The 19877-nt window shown below is 69.8% G+C and carries 19 protein-coding genes; 8 read left to right on the top strand and 11 right to left on the bottom strand.

Annotated elements, in window-relative coordinates; all coding sequences use genetic code 11:
* Positions 1-27: 27 nt before the first annotated feature.
* Complete coding sequence (locus ND450_RS01370; protein ID WP_253324334.1) at positions 28-723, top strand: LLM class flavin-dependent oxidoreductase; 696 nt, start codon at positions 28-30, stop codon at positions 721-723.
* Positions 663-1607, top strand: coding sequence for a DUF1152 domain-containing protein (locus ND450_RS01365; RefSeq protein ID WP_089916282.1), 945 nt, complete (start codon positions 663-665; stop codon positions 1605-1607). The genes ND450_RS01370 and ND450_RS01365 overlap by 61 nt, the downstream gene beginning before the upstream one ends.
* Here the strand turns inward: ND450_RS01365 and ND450_RS01360 are convergent.
* Both ND450_RS01360 and ND450_RS01355 read right to left on the bottom strand, forming a co-directional pair.
* Positions 1601-2617, bottom strand: coding sequence for an MFS transporter (locus tag ND450_RS01360; RefSeq protein ID WP_253324333.1), 1017 nt, complete (start codon positions 2615-2617; stop codon positions 1601-1603). The two genes, ND450_RS01365 and ND450_RS01360, sit on opposite strands and share 7 nt — an antisense overlap.
* A 171-nt stretch (positions 2618-2788) precedes the next feature.
* On the bottom strand, positions 2789-4126 hold the full coding sequence (locus tag ND450_RS01355) for a cellulose binding domain-containing protein (protein WP_253324332.1): 1338 nt from the start codon (positions 4124-4126) through the stop codon (positions 2789-2791).
* 315 nt (positions 4127-4441) lie between these two features.
* On the opposite strand from ND450_RS01355, the gene ND450_RS01350 reads away from it, so the two are divergent.
* Positions 4442-5125, top strand: a complete 684-nt coding sequence (locus tag ND450_RS01350; protein ID WP_253324331.1) for a hypothetical protein — start codon at positions 4442-4444, stop codon at positions 5123-5125.
* Here the strand turns inward: ND450_RS01350 and ND450_RS01345 are convergent.
* The 7 genes from ND450_RS01345 to ND450_RS01315 form a co-directional block, all read right to left on the bottom strand.
* Positions 5122-5436: a hypothetical protein gene (locus tag ND450_RS01345; RefSeq protein ID WP_253324330.1), complete on the bottom strand. Its 315-nt coding sequence runs from the start codon at positions 5434-5436 to the stop codon at positions 5122-5124. The two genes, ND450_RS01350 and ND450_RS01345, sit on opposite strands and share 4 nt — an antisense overlap.
* Positions 5433-6686, bottom strand: coding sequence for a choice-of-anchor P family protein (locus ND450_RS01340; protein WP_253324329.1), 1254 nt, complete (start codon positions 6684-6686; stop codon positions 5433-5435). Before ND450_RS01340 ends, ND450_RS01345 begins: the two co-directional genes overlap by 4 nt.
* Positions 6683-7336, bottom strand: a complete 654-nt coding sequence (locus ND450_RS01335; RefSeq protein WP_253324328.1) for an ABC transporter ATP-binding protein — start codon at positions 7334-7336, stop codon at positions 6683-6685. The genes ND450_RS01340 and ND450_RS01335 overlap by 4 nt, the downstream gene beginning before the upstream one ends.
* On the bottom strand, positions 7333-8025 hold the full coding sequence (locus ND450_RS01330; protein ID WP_253324327.1) for an ABC transporter ATP-binding protein: 693 nt from the start codon (positions 8023-8025) through the stop codon (positions 7333-7335). The genes ND450_RS01335 and ND450_RS01330 overlap by 4 nt, the downstream gene beginning before the upstream one ends.
* A complete protein-coding gene (locus ND450_RS01325) occupies positions 8022-9839 on the bottom strand; it encodes an ABC transporter permease (RefSeq protein WP_253324326.1) in 1818 nt (605 codons plus the stop codon). Before ND450_RS01325 ends, ND450_RS01330 begins: the two co-directional genes overlap by 4 nt.
* A complete protein-coding gene (locus ND450_RS01320; protein WP_253324325.1) occupies positions 9836-11230 on the bottom strand; it encodes an ABC transporter substrate-binding protein in 1395 nt (464 codons plus the stop codon). The genes ND450_RS01325 and ND450_RS01320 overlap by 4 nt, the downstream gene beginning before the upstream one ends.
* A gap of 140 nt (positions 11231-11370) precedes the next feature.
* Positions 11371-12129 carry an SGNH/GDSL hydrolase family protein gene (locus ND450_RS01315; protein ID WP_253324324.1) on the bottom strand — a complete coding sequence of 253 codons (759 nt, stop codon included), beginning with the start codon at positions 12127-12129 and terminating at the stop codon, positions 11371-11373.
* A 137-nt stretch (positions 12130-12266) separates the two neighbouring features.
* Between ND450_RS01315 and ND450_RS01310 the strand changes: the two genes are divergently transcribed.
* Positions 12267-13169 (top strand): DUF4142 domain-containing protein, encoded by a 903-nt coding sequence (locus tag ND450_RS01310; RefSeq protein WP_253324323.1) that lies wholly within the window; start codon positions 12267-12269, stop codon positions 13167-13169.
* Positions 13170-13263: 94 nt separating this feature from the next.
* Complete coding sequence (locus tag ND450_RS01305; RefSeq protein ID WP_253324322.1) at positions 13264-14733, top strand: DUF1996 domain-containing protein; 1470 nt, start codon at positions 13264-13266, stop codon at positions 14731-14733.
* A gap of 82 nt (positions 14734-14815) precedes the next feature.
* Here ND450_RS01305 and ND450_RS01300 read toward each other — a convergent pair whose 3' ends face one another.
* On the bottom strand, positions 14816-15250 hold the full coding sequence (locus ND450_RS01300) for a DUF6210 family protein (RefSeq protein WP_253324321.1): 435 nt from the start codon (positions 15248-15250) through the stop codon (positions 14816-14818).
* A 137-nt stretch (positions 15251-15387) separates the two neighbouring features.
* On the opposite strand from ND450_RS01300, the gene ND450_RS01295 reads away from it, so the two are divergent.
* Both ND450_RS01295 and ilvD read left to right on the top strand, forming a co-directional pair.
* Positions 15388-16557, top strand: coding sequence for an alginate lyase family protein (locus ND450_RS01295; protein WP_253324320.1), 1170 nt, complete (start codon positions 15388-15390; stop codon positions 16555-16557).
* 19 nt (positions 16558-16576) lie between these two features.
* Entirely contained in the window at positions 16577-18265 is a 1689-nt protein-coding gene (gene ilvD, locus ND450_RS01290; protein WP_089916323.1) for a dihydroxy-acid dehydratase, read from the top strand.
* On the opposite strand, the gene ND450_RS01285 is transcribed toward ilvD, so the two are convergent.
* The gene (locus ND450_RS01285) at positions 18242-19090 is read right to left on the bottom strand and encodes a LysR family transcriptional regulator (protein ID WP_253324319.1); all 849 of its coding nucleotides are present in this window, start codon (positions 19088-19090) and stop codon (positions 18242-18244) included. The genes ilvD and ND450_RS01285 overlap by 24 nt on opposite strands.
* Before the next feature lie 76 nt (positions 19091-19166).
* Between ND450_RS01285 and ND450_RS01280 the strand changes: the two genes are divergently transcribed.
* Positions 19167-19871, top strand: coding sequence for an SDR family oxidoreductase (locus tag ND450_RS01280; RefSeq protein ID WP_253324318.1), 705 nt, complete (start codon positions 19167-19169; stop codon positions 19869-19871).
* Positions 19872-19877 lie beyond the last annotated feature (6 nt).

Genomic DNA, 19877 nt, shown 5'->3' with positions numbered 1-19877 from the left:
CGTACTTGGTGGAGGACACTGAACGCCGTGCAGATCGGCGTGTTCACGGCGGGTGACCTCCCGCCGTCGGAGATGGTCGCCCTGGCGGTCGCCGCCGACGAGGCGGGCCTGGACGTCTTCGCCGTCGGCGAGCACCACAACCCGCCGTACACCTCGTCCTCCCCCACGGTCCTGCTCGCCCACATCGCCGCTCAGACGTCGTTGCGACTGTCCACCGCCACGACGCTGATCACCACGAACGACCCGGCGAAGCTCGCCGCCGAGTACGCCACGCTCGCCCTCCTCGCTCCGGATCGGACGGACCTGGTGCTCGGGCGGGGCAACACCGCGAAGGTGTTCGGCTGGTTCGGCAAGGAGATCGAGTACAGCCTTCCGCTCACGATCGAGCACTACGCGGCGTTCAAGGCCCTGTGGCGCGGCACGTACGTCTGGCACGCCTGCACCCGCTCACCCGAGATCGCCGACCTGGCGGCGGAGCACGACGACGGGTTGTTCGTGTTCGCCGGGCAGACCGAGCATGTGCGGAGATATCGCGACCAGGCCGCGCACCCCAGGGTTGGCGTCCTGGCCGGCGACTTCGAAGAGGGCCTCTCCTACGAGCCCGACCGGCTGCTCGTGGAAGTCAGCAGCCCCTCGCAGGTGGAAAAGCTAGGGTCGGCGGTGTGTTCAGCCTTGCCACACCGCCGCTCTTCGCGCGGCTCCGCGACGCCCGCACCGTCCTGATCGCCGGAGCCGGTGGCGGGTTCGACGTGTTCGCCGGGATCCCGCTCGGCGTCGCGTTGCGCGGTGAGGGCAAGCGCGTGCACTACGCCAGTCTCAGCTTCAGCGACCTCGAACGCCTCGACCTCGACGCGTGGCTGGAGCCCGGTCTCGCCGCCGTCGAACCGGAGACCTCCGGTGAGGACGCGTACTTCCCCGAACGCGAGCTCGCGCGGTTCCTCGGCGACACCGTCTACGCGTTCCCGCGCACGGGCGTGCGGCCGTTGCGCAGCGCGTACCGCACGATCATCCAGAAGCACTCCGTCGACGCGGTGGTGCTCGTCGACGGCGGCACGGACATCCTGCTGCGCGGCGACGAGCAGCACCTCGGCACGCCCACCGAGGACATGACGAGCCTCGCCGCCGTGGCGGGGATCCCCGGCGTGACGAAGATCGTGACCAGCCTCGGGTTCGGCATCGACGCGCACCACGGCGTGTGCCACGCGCACGTGCTGGAGAACCTGGCGGCACTGGACAGGCAGGGCGCCTACCTCGGCGCGTTGTCGATCCCGTCGGACAGCCACGAGGCCCGCGCGTACACGACGGCCGTGCAGCAGGCGCAGGAGGCGACGCCGTTGTCGCCGAGCATCGTGAACGGCCAGATCGCGGCCTCGCTGCGGGGCGAGTTCGGGAACGTGCAGTTCACCACGCGCACCGAGGGCAGCGAGCTGTTCGTGAACCCGTTGATGGGCGTGTACTTCAGCGTCGACCTCGACGCGTTGGCACGTGGCGTGCACTACCTGCCCGCGCTGGAGAAGACGCGGACGGCGTTCGACGTGGCGCTCGCGATCGAGGACTACCGCGAGAGCGTGGACGAACGCCGTCCACGACGGCCGCTTCCTCACTGACGTCGCACCACCACCGCGATGGCCAGGACGAACACACCGATGGCGACGGCCGACCCGAGCACCCACAACCCGTAGATCGCGAACGCCACGAACTCCGACCCGATCGCGGCCACGGACGTGACCGTCGCACGGGCGTCGGAGGAGATCCGGTGCTGCAACTCGGTTTCCACGTGCACCAGCACGAAGCGGTACAGGCCGTAGAACAGTCCCAGCAGGACGATCGCGACCGGCACGGCCAGCAGTGCCGCCACGATCAGCAGCACCCCCGAGGCGAACAGCACCCAGCCGCGGAACGGCAACCGGCTGGCCAGGTGCGCACCCGCCGCGCCCATCAGCGGCACGCCGATCGTCGCCATCGGCACCCAGATCGTCGGCACGTGCCAGTCCTGGGCCAGCAGCGTGAAGTACTCCTCGAACGCGTCGATGGCGTACACCAGGGCCACTGCCAGCACGGCGCGTTTGATCGGCACGGACGCCCGCAGCCCGCTCACCAGGGTCGCGAAGTAGCCGGGTTCGTCGTCGTCCCCGGAACCGCGGTCGGGTTCGGGGAACCGCAACGCGATCACCGACGACGCGAGGCACATCGCGACCGAGATCCAGCCTGCCAGCTGGTAGCCGCCGAGCGAGAACAGCGCGGTGGCCACGACCGCGACCGGCACCTGGGCGATCAGCTCGATGGTGTCGACACGGGCGTTGAGCTGCCCGTACTGCTCCTCGTCGCCGTTGGCCGCCAGGCCGTCGTAGAGCAGGGCCTCGAACGCGCCCGACTGCAGCGTGCCGCCGAGTCCCCAGAGCACGAACCCCGCGGCGAAGCCCCAGAACGACGGGAACAGCACCCAGGCCGCGTAGCCGAGAGCTTGCAGCACACCGGAGGCGACGAGCGAACCGCGCCGCGAGAACCGGTCGGCGATGGCGCCCGAGGGCACCTCGAAGACCACCGCGGTGAGCGACCAGACGGCGAGCAGCACCGAGATCTGGGCGTCCGACAGCCCGCTGTCGGCGAAGAGCAACGCGTACAGCGCGTAGATCGGGATGAGGTGCGAACACCACGCCCACGCCGTCGCGGTTCGGGAGAGATCAGTTGAAGATCAATGTCGTCGACGCATGCGACAAGGGTAAGCCGCCAGCGCCACCGATCAAATGACGCTGACGGCTCGTGGTCGTTCAGGTGCTGCCGGTGATCAGAAGCCGGCGGTGATCTTCGTGAAGGCCAGCTCGGTCTGCCCGATGCCGGAGCAGCTCGCCGACACCTGGCCGTCGCAGCCGCCGCGGTCGCGGTTGACCGACCAGAAGGCCAGTCGCCCGAGGCCGTTGGACTTCGACCAGTCGCGGATCGCGGTCCAGTCGTCGACCGTGGTCAGCTCGCGCTGGTCCGACAGGCCGTTCATGCCCGAGATGCCGACGTGCTTGAACGCCTCGGCGTCGCTCCAGCCGAAGGTCGACTTGAGCTTGTTCTTGAGCCCGGTGGCCGCGCCGATGGTGTCGGTGCGGATGTTCGAGCTGCCGAAGTCGAACGGCATGATCGTGAACACGTCGATGTTCGCGTTCAGAGCCTTGGCCTGGTCGATCAGACGGGCGCCGTAGAAGTTCGGGCCGGTGGTGCCGGTGCCGAACGTGACGATCGTCTGGATGCCCGGGTTGTTCTGCTTGACGATCTTCAGCGCGGTCAGGATCCGGTCCTGGACCGTCGTGTTCTCGAACTCGTCGGAGTTCTCGATGTCGATGTCGATCGCCTTGAGCCCGTAGGCGTTGATGACCTGCTGGTACGCGCCGGCCAGCGCCTCGGGGGTCGAGCAGTTCGGGCCCAGCTTGTTGCCGCTCCAGCCACCGAACGACGGCACGATGTCACCACCGGCCGCGCGGATGGCGTTGATCGTCTGCTGGTCGACGCCACCGGTCAGCGGCCGCGAGCTGTCCCACGAGGGAGTGCAGCCGCCGCCGGACAGCACGAACGCCAGCGTGAACCACTTGACGCCGGTCGCGCTCATGACCTGCGTCGCGCTCTGCGGGTTGCCCCAGCCCAGGTACAGGTAGGGCGCGCCGCGGCCGGTGCCGGGCACCGGCGGGTTCGACGTGGTGGTCGTCGTGGTGGTGGTCGTCGTGGTCGTCGGCGGCTGTCCGTTGCCGTCGCACGAACCGCCGTTGACCTTGCAGTTGGAGGGGTTCGCGCCGGAACCCCTCACGGTGAAGCCGAAACTGACGCTGCCGCCGACCGGAACGCTGCCGTTCCAGGTGTTGCGGACGGTGATGTTCTGGCCGTTGGCGGCGTAGCTGCCGTCCCACAGCGACGCGATCGACTGCCCGCTCGGCAGCGTGAACTCGACGGTCCACGACGAGAGCGCGGACGCGCCGCTGTTGGAGATCGTGTACTTGGCCTCGTAGCCGCTGCCCCAGTCCGACGTCTTCGTGAACGCCGCCGTCACGCCCGACGCGCCACTCGCGGGCGCGGCGAGAACGCCTCCGACCACGGTGGCCATCGCCAGACCTGCGGCCAGGATCTGCCAGCGAAACTTCCTCATGGTGCTCCATTCACGTGCAGGGGGTACGTGATGACGGGCACGTTAACTGGTCTAAACCACTGGTTCAAGAGGATGAAACGGACATCGTAACCGCACGTCAGGGCGTCGTGCGAGAACGCTCTCACGCTCAGTCCACTTGACATTGTTGTCAGTTGACCACCGGCGGAAGCCCTGACGTGGGTGAAACCGGTACCGCGACCGGGACGCGTTCTCCTACGCTGCGGGCATATGGATGCTCACGAAATCGCTCGCCTCATGGCGACTTCCAGTCTTGATCCGGACATTCAGGCAACCCAGACCGCCTATCGTGTCCAATTGGCCCGCACGTGGCAGATCCCCGAGGCCGCACGGGTCCTGGAGATCGGGTGCGGCCAGGGCGACATGACCGCGGTGCTCGCCGACCGGGTAGGTCCACGTGGGACGGTCGTCGGCACGGACGTCGCGCCTCCCGGTTACGGCGCACCGATCACCGTCGGCGACTCCGCCCAGCACCTGCTCGACGGGCCTCTCGGTTCCCGCATCAGCATGCGTTTCGAGACGGACGTGCTCACCGACGACGTCGGCGCCGGGTACGACCTCGTCGTGCTCGCCCACTGCTCCTGGTACTTCGCCTCCGCCGGCCTGCTGGAACAGACGCTCGGGAAGGCGCGGGAGCTGGGCTCCCGGCTGTGCTTCGCCGAGTGGGACCCGCAACCCGCGGACCCGAGCCAGATCCCGCACCTGCTCGCCGTGCTCGCTCAAGACCGGATCACCGGGGACACCGACCTCAACGTGCGAGCGCCGATCACCCGCGCGACGCTGCTGGAGGTGCTCGACCGCACGGGCTGGCAGGTCGAGGGCATCGGCGAGGTGGACACCAGCGCGTTGCAGGACGCCGACTGGGAGATCGCCATCGCGCTGCACGAGGCACCGGACGGTCTGGCCAAGGAGCTGCTGCGCCAGACCGCACAGGCACGGGGCAACGTTCCGCTGCCCGCCTACGCCCTCACAGCACGCTAGGCCGTGGTGCGCTCCGCCCGGTCGCGGTCGCGCTCCTCGAGCAACTGCAACAACGCGTAGGTGGTCTGCCGCTGCTCCTCCAGCAGCTTCGTCAGCCACGATCCGAAGTAGAGGAACCCGCCGACCCCGATCAGCCCGACCCCGAGGATCCCGCCGGACACGACGTACGGGACCTGCTCGAACGTGTACCCGGTGTGCGCGACGCCCCACCAGGCGAAGAGGATCGCCGCGATGCCCGCCGTCATGAGCATCGTGCCCACCAACCCGAGTCCGCCGCGCATCCGGGCGCGGCGCCGGTCCTGGATCGTCACGGGTTCACCCTCAGGTCGGGGACACCGGTCGGGTGCCCGGAGGGACAGGGGGCGCCGCCCAGCAGGAACGTGCCGAACGACTTCATGCCGAACGCTCCCGCCGCCGCGACGCCGAGGCCGGTGAGCACCAGCAGCGCCGGTACGCCGGGGAAGTCGAGCAACGAGCGGGGCCGGGTGCGCGCGGAGGCGACCGGTGTGACGGCCTTGGGAGGCGCGACTCCGGCGACCGGTGGCACGGCTCCCAGTGCGGGCGGTGGCGCGTCGCCCGAGGCCGGTGGCACGGGGGCGAGCGGGGCCGGTGCGTCCGGTGGGGTCAGAGGTGCTGAGGCGGAAGCGTTTGCGACCGCCTCGGTGTCGCCGACGATCACGACCATCTTGCGCAGCGGGTTGAGCAGCGGCGCCAGTTCCTTGGGCAGCAACGGGGCCAGAACGCCGTCCAGGATGCCGCCGATGCCGAGCTTGCTGCGCAACGCCAGCACGTCCACGGTCAGGGTGAGGCCGCGACTGGCCGAGGTGGCCTGCGTGCCTTCGACCTTGGTGGACGACGTCGGCCAGGTGAGCGTGATTCCCAGTGGTTCCAACGCCTTCAGCAGCCCGTCCGGTGGTGCGTCCGGCGCCTTGACCGGGAACTTCTGGTTCAGCACGGTGAACTCGGCGACCGAGAACGTGCTCGTGCCGCTGCCCTTGCTGCCATCGCTCACGGCCACGGACTCGAACTTGACGCCCGACAGCACGACCAACCCGGCCAGCAACGAAATCGTTTGCGCGGACGTCACGGCCGTCGACTTCGCCTCAGCCGCGCCGACCGTGCTGACGCTGCTCGACGACAGGCCGTCAGTGGTCAGCAGAAACGGCACCTCTTGTTTGGCGCCCGCGTAGGACTCGGCCTTGGCGGCGCCCGCGGCGGCGCGCATGCCCGGTTGCGACTGGTCGGCGGGGCCACCGGGGTGCGCGGCGTTGGCCTGAACGGGATACGCGAACCCGAGCAGCTGCGGCAGGCCGGTGCCGACGGCCGCGCCGGGCCAGAGCGAACTGGCGAGCGAGCGGCCGATCGGGCCGGAACCCAGTTCGGTCTGGGTGTAGGACAGGTGCGCTTCGCCCTGCGGTTCGGCGGGCACCGGGATCAGGTCGGTGTGCAGCAGCACGGAGACGGGCGCGGCGCGGGCGGACAGCGTGAAGCCGCCGATGTCCGCGGCCCTCGCCGGCGCCGGGGACAGCAGGAGGAGCAGCAGGACGAGCGCGTACCTCATGACGTCCCTCCGAAGTAGACGGTGGCCAGGTCGCCGTCGGCGGCGATCTCGCCGTGCGTCATCACGACGACCTGGTCGGCGACGGCGGAGGCGGTCTCGGCGAACTGCTCCACGATCAGCATCGTGACGCCGGAGCGCGCCAGCTCCGCCACGACCTCGTACAGCTCGGCGACGATCACCGGCGCGAGCCCCATCGACAGCTCGTCGATCACCAGCACGGCCGGATCGGTGATCAACGCGCGCGAGAACGCCAGCATCTGCTGCTCACCACCGGACATCGAGCCGGCGAGCTGCTTCTGCCGTGCTTTGAGCTTGGGGAACCGCGCGTAGACGACCTCGGCGTCCCCGCGCATCAGCCGGAGGTTCTCCGCGACGGTCAGGTTCGGGAAGATCGCGCGGCCCTCCGGGATCGTGCACAGGCCGGCGCGGGCGAGCTCGTCGGGCGCGGAGTCGTTGACGTGCACTCCGCCCAGGTGGACGTGCCCGGAGGTGGCCCTGATCTGTCCACTGAGGACCTTGACCAGCGTCGACTTGCCCGCGCCGTTCGGGCCGAGCAACGCGGTCACGGTCCCGCGCGGCACGTTCAGCGAGACACCGCGCAGCACCTCGATGCGGCCGTAGCCCGCGTGGACGTCCATCAGGTCGATCATCCGAGGTACGCCTCCCGGACTCCTTCGTCGGCGCGGACGACGTCCGGGGTGCCGGAGACCAGCAGCCGCCCCAGGTTCAGCACGTGCACCTGGTCGCAGTAGCCCATGACGAGGTCCATGTCGTGCTCGACCAGCACGACCGAGCGGCCCTCCGCGCTCAGCTGCCGCAACAGTTCGCCGAACGCGTCGGTCTCCGCGCGGTCGAGCCCGGACGACGGTTCGTCGAGCAGCAGCACCACCGGGTCGGTGGCCAGTGCGCGGGCCAGCTCCAGCAGCCGTGCCGCCCCGGTGGGCACGGTGTCGGCCTGGTTGTCCGCGAACTCGGCGATCCCCACCCGGTCCAGGAACTCACGAGCCAGTTTCGCGGGCCGGCGGCGGCTCTCCAATGCCACCACGACGTTCTCCCAGACCGTCAGCGACCCGAAGACCTCCAGCCGCTGGAACGTCCGCGCGACGCCCATCCTGGACCGCTGGTGCGGGCCCTTGGAGGTGATGTCCTCCTCGTCGAGCAGCACCTGCCCCGCGGACGGCCTGCGCAGTCCGCTGATCACGTCGAACAACGTCGTCTTGCCCGCGCCGTTCGGCCCGATCAGCCCCGTGACACCGGGCTTCACGGTGAGCGTCACGTCGTTCACCGCGGTCACCTCGCCGAAGCGGACCGTCACACCCCGCACCCTGAGCGTGCTCATGCGCGCCGCCAGGACCAGGCCCGGAAACCCCAGCTGACCAGTCCGTTCGGGTCACGCGCCAGCCCGGCCGCCGCCACGCCGAGCAGCACGACCGCCACCCCCGCGAACGCCGGGAAACCGCTCTGCAGCACGGGGAGCAGCATCAGCAACACCCCGCCGAGCAACGCGCCGGACACCGACGTGACACCCGCGATCACCGCGAACAGCAGCAACGGCAGGTTGTTGAACAGCTGGAAGTCGCTCGCCGCCACGGTCTCCCGCAGCTGCGCGAACAACCCGCCCGCGAGCCCCGCGATCGCCGCCGACAGCGAGAACACCCACACCCGGATCCAGCGCACGTTGAGCCCCAGGGTCGCGCACGCCGCCGAGCTGTCCTTGACCGCGATCATGCGCCGCCCGAGCCGTCCGCGCCGGATCGCCAGCACCCCGGCCCCGACGAGGACGAAGGTGCCCGCCGCCAGCAACAGCTGCCCGCTCGCCGACTCGATCAGCTTCGGCACCTGCAGGCTCCCCCGCACCCCGAACGCGATCGGTGACTGGAGCACCAGCTTGTCCATGAGCTGCGCGAACCCCAGCGTCGCCAGCGCCAGGTAGAGCCCGCTGACCCGCAACGCCGTCAACGCGATCAACGCCCCGACCGCCGCCGCGACCCCGGCACCGATCAGCAGGGCCACCGGCGAGGCGCTCCCGAGCCGTGCCACCGTCACCGCGCCGACCCCGACGAACGTGAACTGCCCCAGCGACACCACCCCGCCGTACCCGGTGAGCAGCACCATCGACAGCAGCACGATCCCGAACACCAGTGCCAGCGCGAGCTGCCCCGCCACCACCGGGTCCACCAGCAACGCCAGCACGACCGCCGTCGCACCGAACAACCCGGCGGCCACCCAGGTCGTCAGCGTGCTCGGCGTGGCCATCCCGCGCGTCCCCCGGACACCACCGATCCGCAACGGCGACTGCGGCATCACCAGCAGCACGACGAACAGCGACAAGGCCGGGATCGCGGCCCGGAACGAGATCCAGAACGGCGAGGACGGCAGGTACGCCACCGCGTACGACTGCACCAGCCCGAGCCCCAGCGCCCCCGCGAACGTCCACGGCAGACTCTTGAGCCGTCCCACCAGCGCCGCGGTGTACGCGGTGATCACGAGCAACGTCATCGTCACGTAGTCGAGCTGCACCACCGGCGTCAGCAGGATCCCGCCCAGCGCCGCCAACGCCGATCCGATCGCCCAGCTCAACGCCGACAACCGCGTGGGCCGCGTGCCGTACAGCGAGGCGAGCTCCGGCGCGTCCACGCACGCCCGCATCGCGAGCCCCGTCCGCGTCCGGTTCAGCAGCACGTACAACCCGCCCGCGACCAGCACCGCGCACACCAGCGTCACCAGGTCGTGCCCGCTGACGAACGACTGTCCGATGTGGATGCCCAGCTGGTCGAGGAACGGCCGCACCGGCCTTGCCATCGGCGGCCACACCACCTGCGCCACGCCGATGAGCCCGACCAGCACGCCGACGCCCGCCACCAGCGTGATGCCGACCGGTGCGCCGGCCAGGCGTCGCATGACGAACCGTTCGACGACGAGGCCGAACAGCGGCGCGCACACGCCGACCACGAGCAGCAGGGCGAGCCACTGCGGGAGGCCGCGGTTCTCGGCCAGTTCCCAGTAGAGGAAGGCCATGACCATGCCGATGGCGCCGTGGCCGACGTTGAACACCTTGGAGGTGCTGTAGGTGAGGACGAGACCGCCCGCGACGACGGCGTAGGCGCCGCCGGTGACGAGGCCGAAGACCGTGTAGGCGAGGAGGGCGGTCATCCGCCCACCCCCGTGTCGATCAACGACCCGCACGAGTACCCCGACCCCGGCGCCAGCCGCGACCACGCGCCACCCTTCAGCCGCACCAGCGCCATGCACGCCGACGTCCGCTTCCCCCCGACGTCCTGCGGCGCCACCAGGCCCTCGGCCGTGAAGTCGTGCACCCCGCGCACCGCGTCCAGCATCGCCTTGCGCGTGAGCTGCGGCCCCACCTTCGCCGCCGTCGTGACGAACAGCCGCGCCGCCGCCCAGGCGAACATCCCGAAGTACGACGGCGCCGCGCCGGGCGCGACCCGCCCGAGCCACTGCTTGTACAGCGCCATCTGCGCGTTGGGCTCCTCGAACAGCGCGCCGTTCGTGTAGACGACTGTGCCGTCGACCGCCGCGCCGCCCTGCTTCACGTAGGCCGGGTCGTAGGCCGACGGGTCGGTGATGAACGCCTCCGGCGTGTACCCCTGCTGCCGCATGGCCTGCTGCAACCGCACCGCGTACTGGGCCGAGCCGATCCAGTAGACGATCTTGGTGCCGGTCTCCTTCAGCTTCGCCACGTACGGCGCGTAGTTGACGTCCGTGATGTCGATGGCCTGCGAGTACACGAACTTGATCCCGCGCGCCTCGGCAGCCTTCTGCATGCTCTTGGCGTTCTGCGCGCTCGCGTCGGCGTTCAGGTACAGGTACGCCGCGGCACCGACGGCGCCGGGGAAGCTCGACTTGACCAGGTCCGGGCCCGCGGACGAGACGAGGTTCACGACGTTCGACGCCACGCCGAAGCTCACGGGCGTGCGCTGGCGTTGCGCGGTGACGGTCGAGGCGCGCAGGTCGGGGATGCCGCAGCCGGCGGCGGCCGGTCCGCCGCCCTGGTCGAAGGCCGACATCGAGCCCACCAGGGCGAAGGCCTGGTCACAGGCCTGGGAGGTGGCCTGCTGGTCGCCGCCGCTGTCGGTGCGCGAGTCGAACGAGACGAGCTTGAGCTTGCGGCCGCACACCGAACCCTGGGTGGCGTTGAAGTACTCGACGAACGCCTTGGTGGCCTGTTGCGCCGACTGGAAGATGCCGGGCACCGGGCCGCTGATGTCGGAGATGTTGGCGATGGTGATCTCGCCGGCCGTGACGCCCTTGTCCGTGGCGCCGCCGGTGCCCTGGCACCCGCCCGCGATGCTGCCGGGCGGGACCGGTTTCTTGTCGGCCTCCTGCGGGTTCGCGGCGCCCGGCTGCTCGGCGGCGCCCTCGGGCACGGTGCCGTCCTCGCCGGCCACCGCGCCGTCCTGCACGCCCGCCGAGCCGCCCTGGGGCACGACGAGTGCCGCGCGTTGCTCGTCGGTGAGCCTGCTCCCGCACCCGGCGACCAACGCGCAGATCGTCAGGGCGATCAGTGCGGTCCTGGCTCGCATGCGCACCGACGCTAGGGATCTGCATGCATCCAGACCCAAGCGATATCTAGAACGCGTTCTACATGCAAAGAATCACGGCGAAACCCGTCACCGAAACGCGGAACACTCGTTATGGAGGGCCGCAAGGAACACGTTCTACTTCACGACGGCGGCAGCAGCTCCGGGCGGCGCGGCTGGATCACGTCACCGGACGACTCCCCGCGCACCCGCCGCACCACCCACGGCACGACGTGCTCGCGCGCCCACTTCCAGTCCTCCGCGCGCCGGACGCGGCGGTCGACGAGCGGCGCGACGCCGAGCAGGGTCCGCTCCAGCGCGTGCTCGACGCCGAGGCCCTCCAGCACGGAGATGGCGACCTCGGTGTGGCCCAGCGAGTTCAGGTGCAGCCGGTCGTGGGACCACATGCGACGGTCGCGGAGCTGACGCATGTTCCACATGTCGACGAGCACGCACGAGTGCTCCTGAGCGATCGAGCGCACGTGCTCGTTGTAGATGGCGACGCGTCCGCGCATCTTGCGGAACACCGGGTCGTCCGCGCCGTCGACGCCCGTGAAGAGGATTACGCGCGCGCCCGCGTTGACGAGCCGTGCGACGGCCGCGCGGTAGCGGCGCATCAGCCCGTCGATGTCGACCTTCGGCCGCATGAGGTCGTTGCCGCCCGCGTAGAGCGAGACGAGGTCGGGCTTCATCGCGAGGGCGCGGTCGAGCTGCTCGCCCAGCACCTGCGGCATCAGCCGGCCGCGCACGGCGAGGTTGGCGTAGGCGAACTCGGGGTCCGCCGCGCCCAGGACGTCGGCGACGCGATCCGCCCAGCCGCGCACCCCGTTGGGACGACCGGCGTCCTCGTCGCCCACGCCCTCGGTGAACGAGTCCCCCAACGCCACAAAACGCTTGCTCATGCTCACGACCTTATGTCGGGCATTTGCAGCGGATTCCGCCGGGGTTGCGGCCTCCACGATAACGTTTCGATAACGTAGACGTCTCGAACTGAGGCGGCATCCCACTTCTGGCCGTATCCCCGGTCGTGCGACTCCCCATGGACTTGGCGAAGCCGACGCGACTGATGGTCGCGCTGGCCGGCTGTGCGCTGGCGGTGCTCCTGAACACCGGGGAGGCCGTCGGCCAACCCAGCACGACGCCGTCCACGCCCATCTCCACGCCGCCACCCGACAGCGGTGGCAAGGGCGACGAGGTCGTCCAGACGCAGTGGGGTCCGCTCGGACCGGCCGACCGGGACTTCCTGAACCGGGTCAAGCAGGCCGGGCTGTGGGAGAAGCCCGCGGGCGAGAAGGGCAAGGCCAAGCGCGCCGACCAGCCCAAGATCCAAGAGGCCTGCAAGCACCTCATCGAGGGGCACACGCTCCTGGACAACGTGGTGAACAGGGCGGGCGTGCTGCTCGGCCACACGTTGCCCACCGAGGCGTCGGACGAGCAGAAGGGCTGGCTCGCCGAGATGGACGCGGCGACCGGCGACGAGTTCGACGCCGTCTTCGCCAACCGCCTCCGCGCGGCGCACGGCAAGGTCTACGCCTACGCCGCGCAGATCCGGGCGGGCACCAAGAACGAGCTCGTCCGCATCCTCTCCACCCAAGCGATGATCACCGTCTTCGACCACATGAAGGTGCTCGAGGACACGGGTCGCGTCGACTTCGCCGGACTCGAATCGCCGCAGCCGCTCGCGCCTGCACCACCCGCGGACAACTCCGGAGCACCGGACGCGAGTGGTGACCAGGCGGCCGGGCAGACGGCCAACCCGACCGACGGCGTGATCCCCACCGTGCCGGAGGGCACGCGGTTCACCCGCACCGCCGAGCAAGGCGTGTTCGGTGACAACAACGGCGTCTTCTTCGGCGCCATCGCGGTGCTCGCGCTCGCACTGGTCGGGATGAGAATGGTGTCCCGGTCGAAGAAATCGCGGCGGAAATCCCGTTCGTTCTAACCGAAAAAGCACACCCAGGTTCAACCGAAGATAGCGGCAACATACCGCCGTCAGCTTCGCCATGCCGTTTTATCGGACTACCACGAGGTGGCAAATGGCTATTCACCGGAGGAAATCCACGATCTGGCTCACCGCCGCCGCTGCGGCGATGGCCGTGGTCGCGGGCGGTGCCGCGGTGGTGGCCATCAGTTCTTCTGATGGCTCCGCGCTCGCCGACGGTGCGGACAAGAGCTTGTTCGTCGACATCACCAAGGTGAAGCCGAACGTGAAGAAACCAAGGCAGCAGAACAACGCCACCACAGGCACGTTCACCGTGAACTGCGGGCGGAACGAGAACGGGCACTTCAACCCGGACAACTTCATCGCGCAGCCTGGTGTCCGCAACGGTGCCCAGCACCTGCACGACTACGTCGGCAACCTGTCCACCAACGCGGACTCGAACAACCAGTCGCTCCAGGCGGCGGGCACGACCTGCAAGAACGGCGACAAGTCCGCCTACTTCTGGCCCGTCGTGCGCATCATCGACGAGGAGCCGGAGGAGGCCGCGCCGCCCGCCGAGCAGGCCCCGCCCAAGAAGGACGACAAGGCCCAGCAGGACAAGGACAAGGCCGCCAAGGAAGCGGCGCAGCTCGAGTGCCCCGACGTCGCGTCGCTGCTGCCGGAGAACGTCCCGGACGCGGCCCAGGCGGAGATCGACAAGGAACTCGAGAACCTCGAGAACGTGACCGCCGAGGCCGAGAAGAAGGTCGCCACGACCAAGGCCCAGGACCGTGACAACGTGATCGTCGGCCCGACGCGCGAGAAGCGCGCCGCCATCCTCAACCGGATGATGCTGGCGTTCAGCCGCCAGGGCCAGCAGGCCCCGGACCTCAACCCGGCCGCCGCCTGTGCTGTGAAGGACAAGGCGGCCGGCGAGCAGGGCCTCGACAACGGTGGCCAGAACAGTGACGACGCCCAGGCCGAGGGCACCGAGCAGAAGAAGCAGCAGGCCAACCCCGAAGAGGGCGCCGACAACGAGCTCGAGGGCAACGAGGGCAAGATCCAGCGCCCGGCCGTCGTGGACCTCACCTTCCGCGGCTCGCCCGTCGGCAAGGTCACCGCGATGCCCAAGTTCCTGCGCGTGCTCTACGGCGACGCCAAGGCCGGCCAGAACGGCCCGAAGAACGCCAAGGCGTCCTGGACCTGCACGGGCTTCGAGGACAAGGTCCTGATGGACAAGTACCCGATCTGCCCGCAGGGCTCGAAGGTCAAGCGCGTGCACGACTTCCCGAGCTGCTGGGACGGCAAGAACATCGACTCCGCGAACCACCGCGACCACATCGTGTTCCCCGACGCCAACGGCAAGTGCAAGCAGGGCTTCAAGGCCGTGCCGCAGCTGCGCATCTCGCTGACCTACAACATCCCGCTCGACGTCCAGAAGGACGGGCGCTACCTGGTCGACTCCTTCCCGGAGGAGGAGCACAACCCGCTCACCGACCACGACGACTTCGCGAACGTGATGTCGCAGAAGATCATGAACCGCCTGGTCAACTGCGTGAACTCCGGCAAGAAGTGCCGCGAGTGACGCCCTGACCGCGTTGTTCGGTAGACGAAGGGCCCCGGTGCACCTCCCGCGCACCGGGGCCCTTCACCGTCCAAAGCGGGCGTCAGTCCGAGTTGCACCACACGAGGATTCCGGGTCCGTCCGGCGTGACAACAGGGATCCACGCCTCGTCAGCCTCCCGCATCCGGCGCTCGTCCAGCCGCAGGACGGTCAGCTCCTCCTCCGACCCGTCACATGCCCAACAAGCGATCATCGCGACGCCTTCACGGAGTCTCGCCAGCTCGTCGTCCGACCACTCGTGACTCTGGACGCCCGCACCGCGGAAGTGAGTTTCGAACAACTCGCGCAGTGCGTCCAGTCCGTCAGGACCGAACAGCGGCACGAGGAAACCCTCCACCGCGCCGTGCCGACACGCGGTCCCTCCGTACTGCTGCTGGTAGACGACTCCGGTCTTCGCCTCGATCACCACGTACAACCAGTCCTCGCCCATGCTGCCGTCGGGATCGAGGAAGACGAAGTGCCGGCGACCATGAACCACAGCCTTTCGCGCTGCGACACCAGGTTCAAACGCATTTCGGACCGGCCGGATCGTTCAGAAATGCGAATCGGTTCACCACCGTGAACCCTGTTCCGGAATCATTGACCCGATAGGTATAGACCACTAACACTGGCCGCATGGTCACCCGCTCCTGCACGGTGCTGATCGCACTGCTGGCATCCCTTCTGGTCCCGGTCACCGCCCCAGCCCAAGCGGCACCGGCGACGTTCGTCCACCCGGGAGTCGTGGTCTCCCGGCCACAGCTGGACTTCATGCGCACCAAGGTCCTGGCCGGCGCGCAGCCGTGGAAGCTCGCCTACGACCGCATGCTGGCCTCCAAGTACGCCGACCTCAACCGCACGCCGAAGCCGCGCGCCGTCGTGGAGTGCGGACCCGTCAGCAACCCCAACAACGGCTGCACCGACGAGCGCGAGGACGCCCTCGCCGCCTACACCCTCTCCCTCGCCTGGTACGTCACGCGGGACGCCCGGTACGCGACCAAGGCGATCCAGATCATGGACGCCTGGTCGAACACGATCCGCGACCACACCAACTCCAACGCCCCGCTGCAGACGGCGTGGTCGGCCAGCAGCTGGCCGAAGGCCGCCGAGATCATCAAGCACGTGTACGGCAACTGGCCGAACAGCGCGCGGTTCGGCACGATGCTGCGCACCGTCTACCTGCCCGAGATCCAGAACGGCCGTGCGAACACCAACGGCAACTGGGAGCTCAGCATGATGGAGGCGTCGATCGGCATCGCGGTGTTCCTGGAGGACAGGGCCGCCTACGACAAGGCGATCGGCATCTTCCGGACGCGCATCCAGGCGTTCATCTACCTGACCTCGGACGGCGCGCTGCCGAAGACGCCGCCGGGCAGCGGGATCGACACCAGGGCCGAGATCATCTCGTACTGGCACAACCAGTCCACGTTCGTCGACGGCCTGACTCAGGAGACCTGCCGGGACTTCGCGCACACGGCGTACGGGCTGAGCGCCGCCTCGCACCTCGCCGAGACCGCGCACATCCAGGGCCAGGACATCTGGGGTGAGATCAAGGACCGCATGCGGCACGCGTGGGGCCTGCACACGAAGTACCAGAACGGCGAGCCCGTGCCGTCCTGGCTGTGCGGCGGGAGCTACTCCCGCGAGCTCGGGCCGACGCCGGAGGTCAGCTTCAACGCGCTGAACACCCGCCTCGGCATCGCCATGGCGAACACGAAGATCTACACCGAGTCGAACCGTCCACACGCGACCGACAACCTCTTCATCGCCTGGGAGACGCTGACTCACGCGGCAAACCCCTCGTAGGAGCGACTAGCGTGCTCTCATGACCGAGACACCGGACGTGAAGCCACGCAGCCGCGACGTGACCGACGGCCTGGAGCGCACCGCCGCGCGCGGCATGCTCCGGGCCGTCGGCATGGGTGACGAGGACTGGGAGAAGCCGCAGATCGGCGTCGCCTCGTCCTGGAACGAGATCACGCCGTGCAACCTGTCGCTGGACCGCCTCGCGAAGGCGTCCAAGGACGGTGTGCACGCGGCGGGCGGGTATCCGCTGGAGTTCGGCACGATCTCGGTGTCGGACGGCATCTCCATGGGCCACGAGGGCATGCACTTCTCGCTGGTCTCGCGCGAGGTGATCGCGGACAGCGTCGAGACCGTCATGCAGGCCGAGCGCCTCGACGGGTCGGTGCTGCTCGCGGGGTGCGACAAGTCGTTGCCCGGCATGCTGATGGCGGCGGCTCGGCTCGACCTCGCCAGCGTGTTCCTCTACGCCGGCTCGATTCTGCCCGGCCGGGTGACGCTGTCCGACGGCACCGAGAAGGAAGTCACCATCATCGACGCGTTCGAGGCCGTCGGGGCCTGCGCGCGCGGGCTGATGAGCCGTGAGGACGTCGACCTGATCGAACGCGCGATCTGCCCCGGCGAGGGCGCGTGCGGCGGCATGTACACCGCGAACACCATGGCCAGCGCGGCCGAGGCGCTCGGCATGTCGCTGCCGGGCAGTGCCGCTCCCCCGGCCACCGACCGCCGTCGTGACGGGTTCGCGCGCCGGTCCGGCCAGGCCGTCGTCGAGATGCTGCGCAGGGGCATCACCGCGCGGCAGATCATGACGCGCGAGGCGTTCGAGAACGCGATCGCCGTCGTCATGGCGTTCGGCGGCTCCACCAACGCCGTGCTGCACCTGCTCGCCATCGCGCACGAGGCCGGCGTCGAACTGTCGCTGGACGACTTCAGTCGCATCGGCGCGCGCGTGCCGCACCTGGCGGACGTGAAGCCGTTCGGGCGGCACGTCATGACGGACGTCGACCGCATCGGCGGCGTGCCCGTGGTGATGAAGGCGTTGCTGGACGCGGGTCTGCTGCACGGCGACTGCCTCACCGTCACCGGCCGCACCGTCGCGGAGAACCTCGCCGACATCGCCCCGCCCGACCCGGACGGCCTGGTGCTGCGCGCGCTCGACAAGCCCATCCACCACACCGGCGGCATCACGATCCTCAAGGGCTCGCTCGCCCCGGAGGGCGCCGTGGTCAAGTCCGCGGGCTTCGACTCCGACGTCTTCACCGGCACCGCGCGCGTGTTCGACCGCGAGCGCGCCGCGATGGACGCCCTCGAGGACGGCACCATCACCGCAGGCGACGTCGTGGTGATCCGTTACGAGGGCCCCAAGGGCGGGCCGGGCATGCGGGAGATGCTCGCGATCACCGCGGCGATCAAGGGCGCGGGCCTCGGCAAGGACGTCCTGCTGCTCACCGACGGCCGGTTCTCCGGTGGCACCACCGGACTCTGCGTCGGGCACGTGGCGCCCGAGGCAGTGGACGGCGGACCCATCGCGTTCGTGCGGGACGGCGACCGGATCACGCTGAACGTCGCCGAGGGCACGCTGGACGTCGAGGCAGACCTGGACAGCCGTCGAGAAGGCTGGGCGCCGCTGCCGCCGCGCTACGAACGCGGTGTGCTCGCCAAGTACGCCAAGCTGGTCGGCTCCGCCTCACGCGGAGCCGTCTGCGACTAGGAAGCGACGCCTGGCCGCGCGGACCAGCGGCCCGACCGGTGATCCGGGCGGCCAGGCGAGCACCGTCGTGACGTCCGGCGCGTCGACGACCGGCACCGCGACGTGCTCCGGCCACTGCCAGGCGCGGCTCGACGCCGGGATGACGAGCAGAGTCAGGCCGAGCGCCACCAGCTGGGCCAGCTGCGACTGCGTGCGCACCTCGGGGCCCGGCCCCTCCGGGTAGGTGCCGTCCAGGCGGGGCCAGCGGGCGATCGGCAGGCCCGGCACGTCGCTCACCTCGGCCAGCGCGACGCTCTCGCGCGCCGCGAGCGGGTGCGTCGCCGGGACGATCGCCACCTGGCCCTCGACGTGCAGGTCCTGGGTCTCGAAGCCGGCGAGGTCGTCGTACGGGCGGTGCATGACGGCCACGTCGGCCTGCCCGTCGCGCAGCCGGTGCGCCTGCTCCCCCACCTCGCACAGCAGGACCTCGACCGGGGTCTCGGCCGCGTCGAGCAGGTCGCGCAACAGCTCGTGCGACGCCCCGGCCTTCGTCACGAGCACCAACGGCCGCGACGGGTCCGCGGCACGGCGCGTCCGGCGGGCGGCGGCCGCGACGGCGTCGAGGGCCGTGCGGGCCTCCCGCAGCAGCACCTCGCCCGCGCCGGTCAGCGCCGCGCCCCGGCGGTCCCGGTCGAGGAGCTTCACGCCGAGCCGCCGTTCCAGCTGGAGGATCGCCCGCGAGAGCGGCGGTTGCGCGATGCCGAGCCGTTCGGCGGCGCGTCCGAAGTGGAGCTCCTCCGCGACCGCGACGAAGTAGCGGAGCTCGCGGGTCTCGAGGTCGTCCACGCCCGAAGCCTAATACCCGGCGGGTATCAGGGCTTACTGGATCGATCTTGGACAGTGGTGGGCCCACGCGCCGAGCATGGGTCGCGTGAGTGAGAAGAAGACCGCGCTGGTCACCGGCGCGAACAAGGGAATCGGCTTCGCCATCGCCGAGGGGCTCGGAGCACTCGGCTTCACCGTCGCGGTGGGCGCCCGCGACGACGTCCGCCGCAAGGAGGCCGTCGAGCGCCTGCGCGCCAAGGGGGTCGACGCGTTCGGCGTCGCGCTGGACGTCACCTCCGACGACAGCGCCACCGAGGCGGCGGCCACCCTCGACCGGCTCGACGTGCTCGTCAACAACGCCGGCATCAGCGGCTCGTGGCCGCAGGACCCGACGTCGCTCGACCTCGACGTCGTCCGCACGGTGCTCGACACCAACGTGTTCGGCGTCGTGCGCGTGACGAACGCCGTGCTCCCGCTGCTGCGCCGCTCCCCGTCGCCGCGCATCGTCAACGTGTCGAGCAACATGGGCTCGCTGACGTTGCGGACGGGTCCGGTCATGGCCGCGTACGCGCCGTCGAAGACGATGCTCAACAGCCTCACCGCCCAGTACGCACGGGCGCTCGCCGACACGAACGTCATCGTGAACGCCTGCTGCCCCGGCTACGTCGCGACGGACTTCACCGGTCACGCCCCGGACCGGACCCCCGAGCAGGGCGCCGCGATCGCCGTGCGGCTCGCCACTCTCCCGGACGACGGCCCGCGCGGCGGCTTCTTCGACGACGAGGGCGTCGTGCCGTGGTGAGTCCGT

The organism is Lentzea sp. HUAS12 (assembly GCF_024125735.1).
Taxonomy (GTDB): domain Bacteria; phylum Actinomycetota; class Actinomycetes; order Mycobacteriales; family Pseudonocardiaceae; genus Lentzea; species Lentzea albida.
This window is presented reverse-complemented; position numbering and strand designations above follow the sequence as displayed.

Excerpts from the sequence above, each read along its gene's own strand:
- ND450_RS01305 (WP_253324322.1), top strand. The coding sequence starts at position 13,264 with ATGGCTATTCACCGGAGGAAATCCACGATCTGGCTCACCGCCGCCGCT.
- ND450_RS01295 (WP_253324320.1), top strand. The coding sequence starts at position 15,388 with ATGGTCACCCGCTCCTGCACGGTGCTGATCGCACTGCTGGCATCCCTT.
- ND450_RS01310 (WP_253324323.1), top strand. The coding sequence starts at position 12,267 with ATGGACTTGGCGAAGCCGACGCGACTGATGGTCGCGCTGGCCGGCTGT.
- ND450_RS01315 (WP_253324324.1), bottom strand. The coding sequence starts at position 12,129 with ATGAGCAAGCGTTTTGTGGCGTTGGGGGACTCGTTCACCGAGGGCGTG.
- ilvD (WP_089916323.1), top strand. The coding sequence starts at position 16,577 with ATGACCGAGACACCGGACGTGAAGCCACGCAGCCGCGACGTGACCGAC.
- ND450_RS01325 (WP_253324326.1), bottom strand. The coding sequence starts at position 9,839 with ATGACCGCCCTCCTCGCCTACACGGTCTTCGGCCTCGTCACCGGCGGC.
- ND450_RS01335 (WP_253324328.1), bottom strand. The coding sequence starts at position 7,336 with ATGATCGACCTGATGGACGTCCACGCGGGCTACGGCCGCATCGAGGTG.
- ND450_RS01330 (WP_253324327.1), bottom strand. The coding sequence starts at position 8,025 with ATGAGCACGCTCAGGGTGCGGGGTGTGACGGTCCGCTTCGGCGAGGTG.
- ND450_RS01320 (WP_253324325.1), bottom strand. The coding sequence starts at position 11,230 with ATGCGAGCCAGGACCGCACTGATCGCCCTGACGATCTGCGCGTTGGTC.
- ND450_RS01280 (WP_253324318.1), top strand. The coding sequence starts at position 19,167 with ATGGGTCGCGTGAGTGAGAAGAAGACCGCGCTGGTCACCGGCGCGAAC.
- ND450_RS01340 (WP_253324329.1), bottom strand. The coding sequence starts at position 6,686 with ATGAGGTACGCGCTCGTCCTGCTGCTCCTCCTGCTGTCCCCGGCGCCG.
- ND450_RS01355 (WP_253324332.1), bottom strand. The coding sequence starts at position 4,126 with ATGAGGAAGTTTCGCTGGCAGATCCTGGCCGCAGGTCTGGCGATGGCC.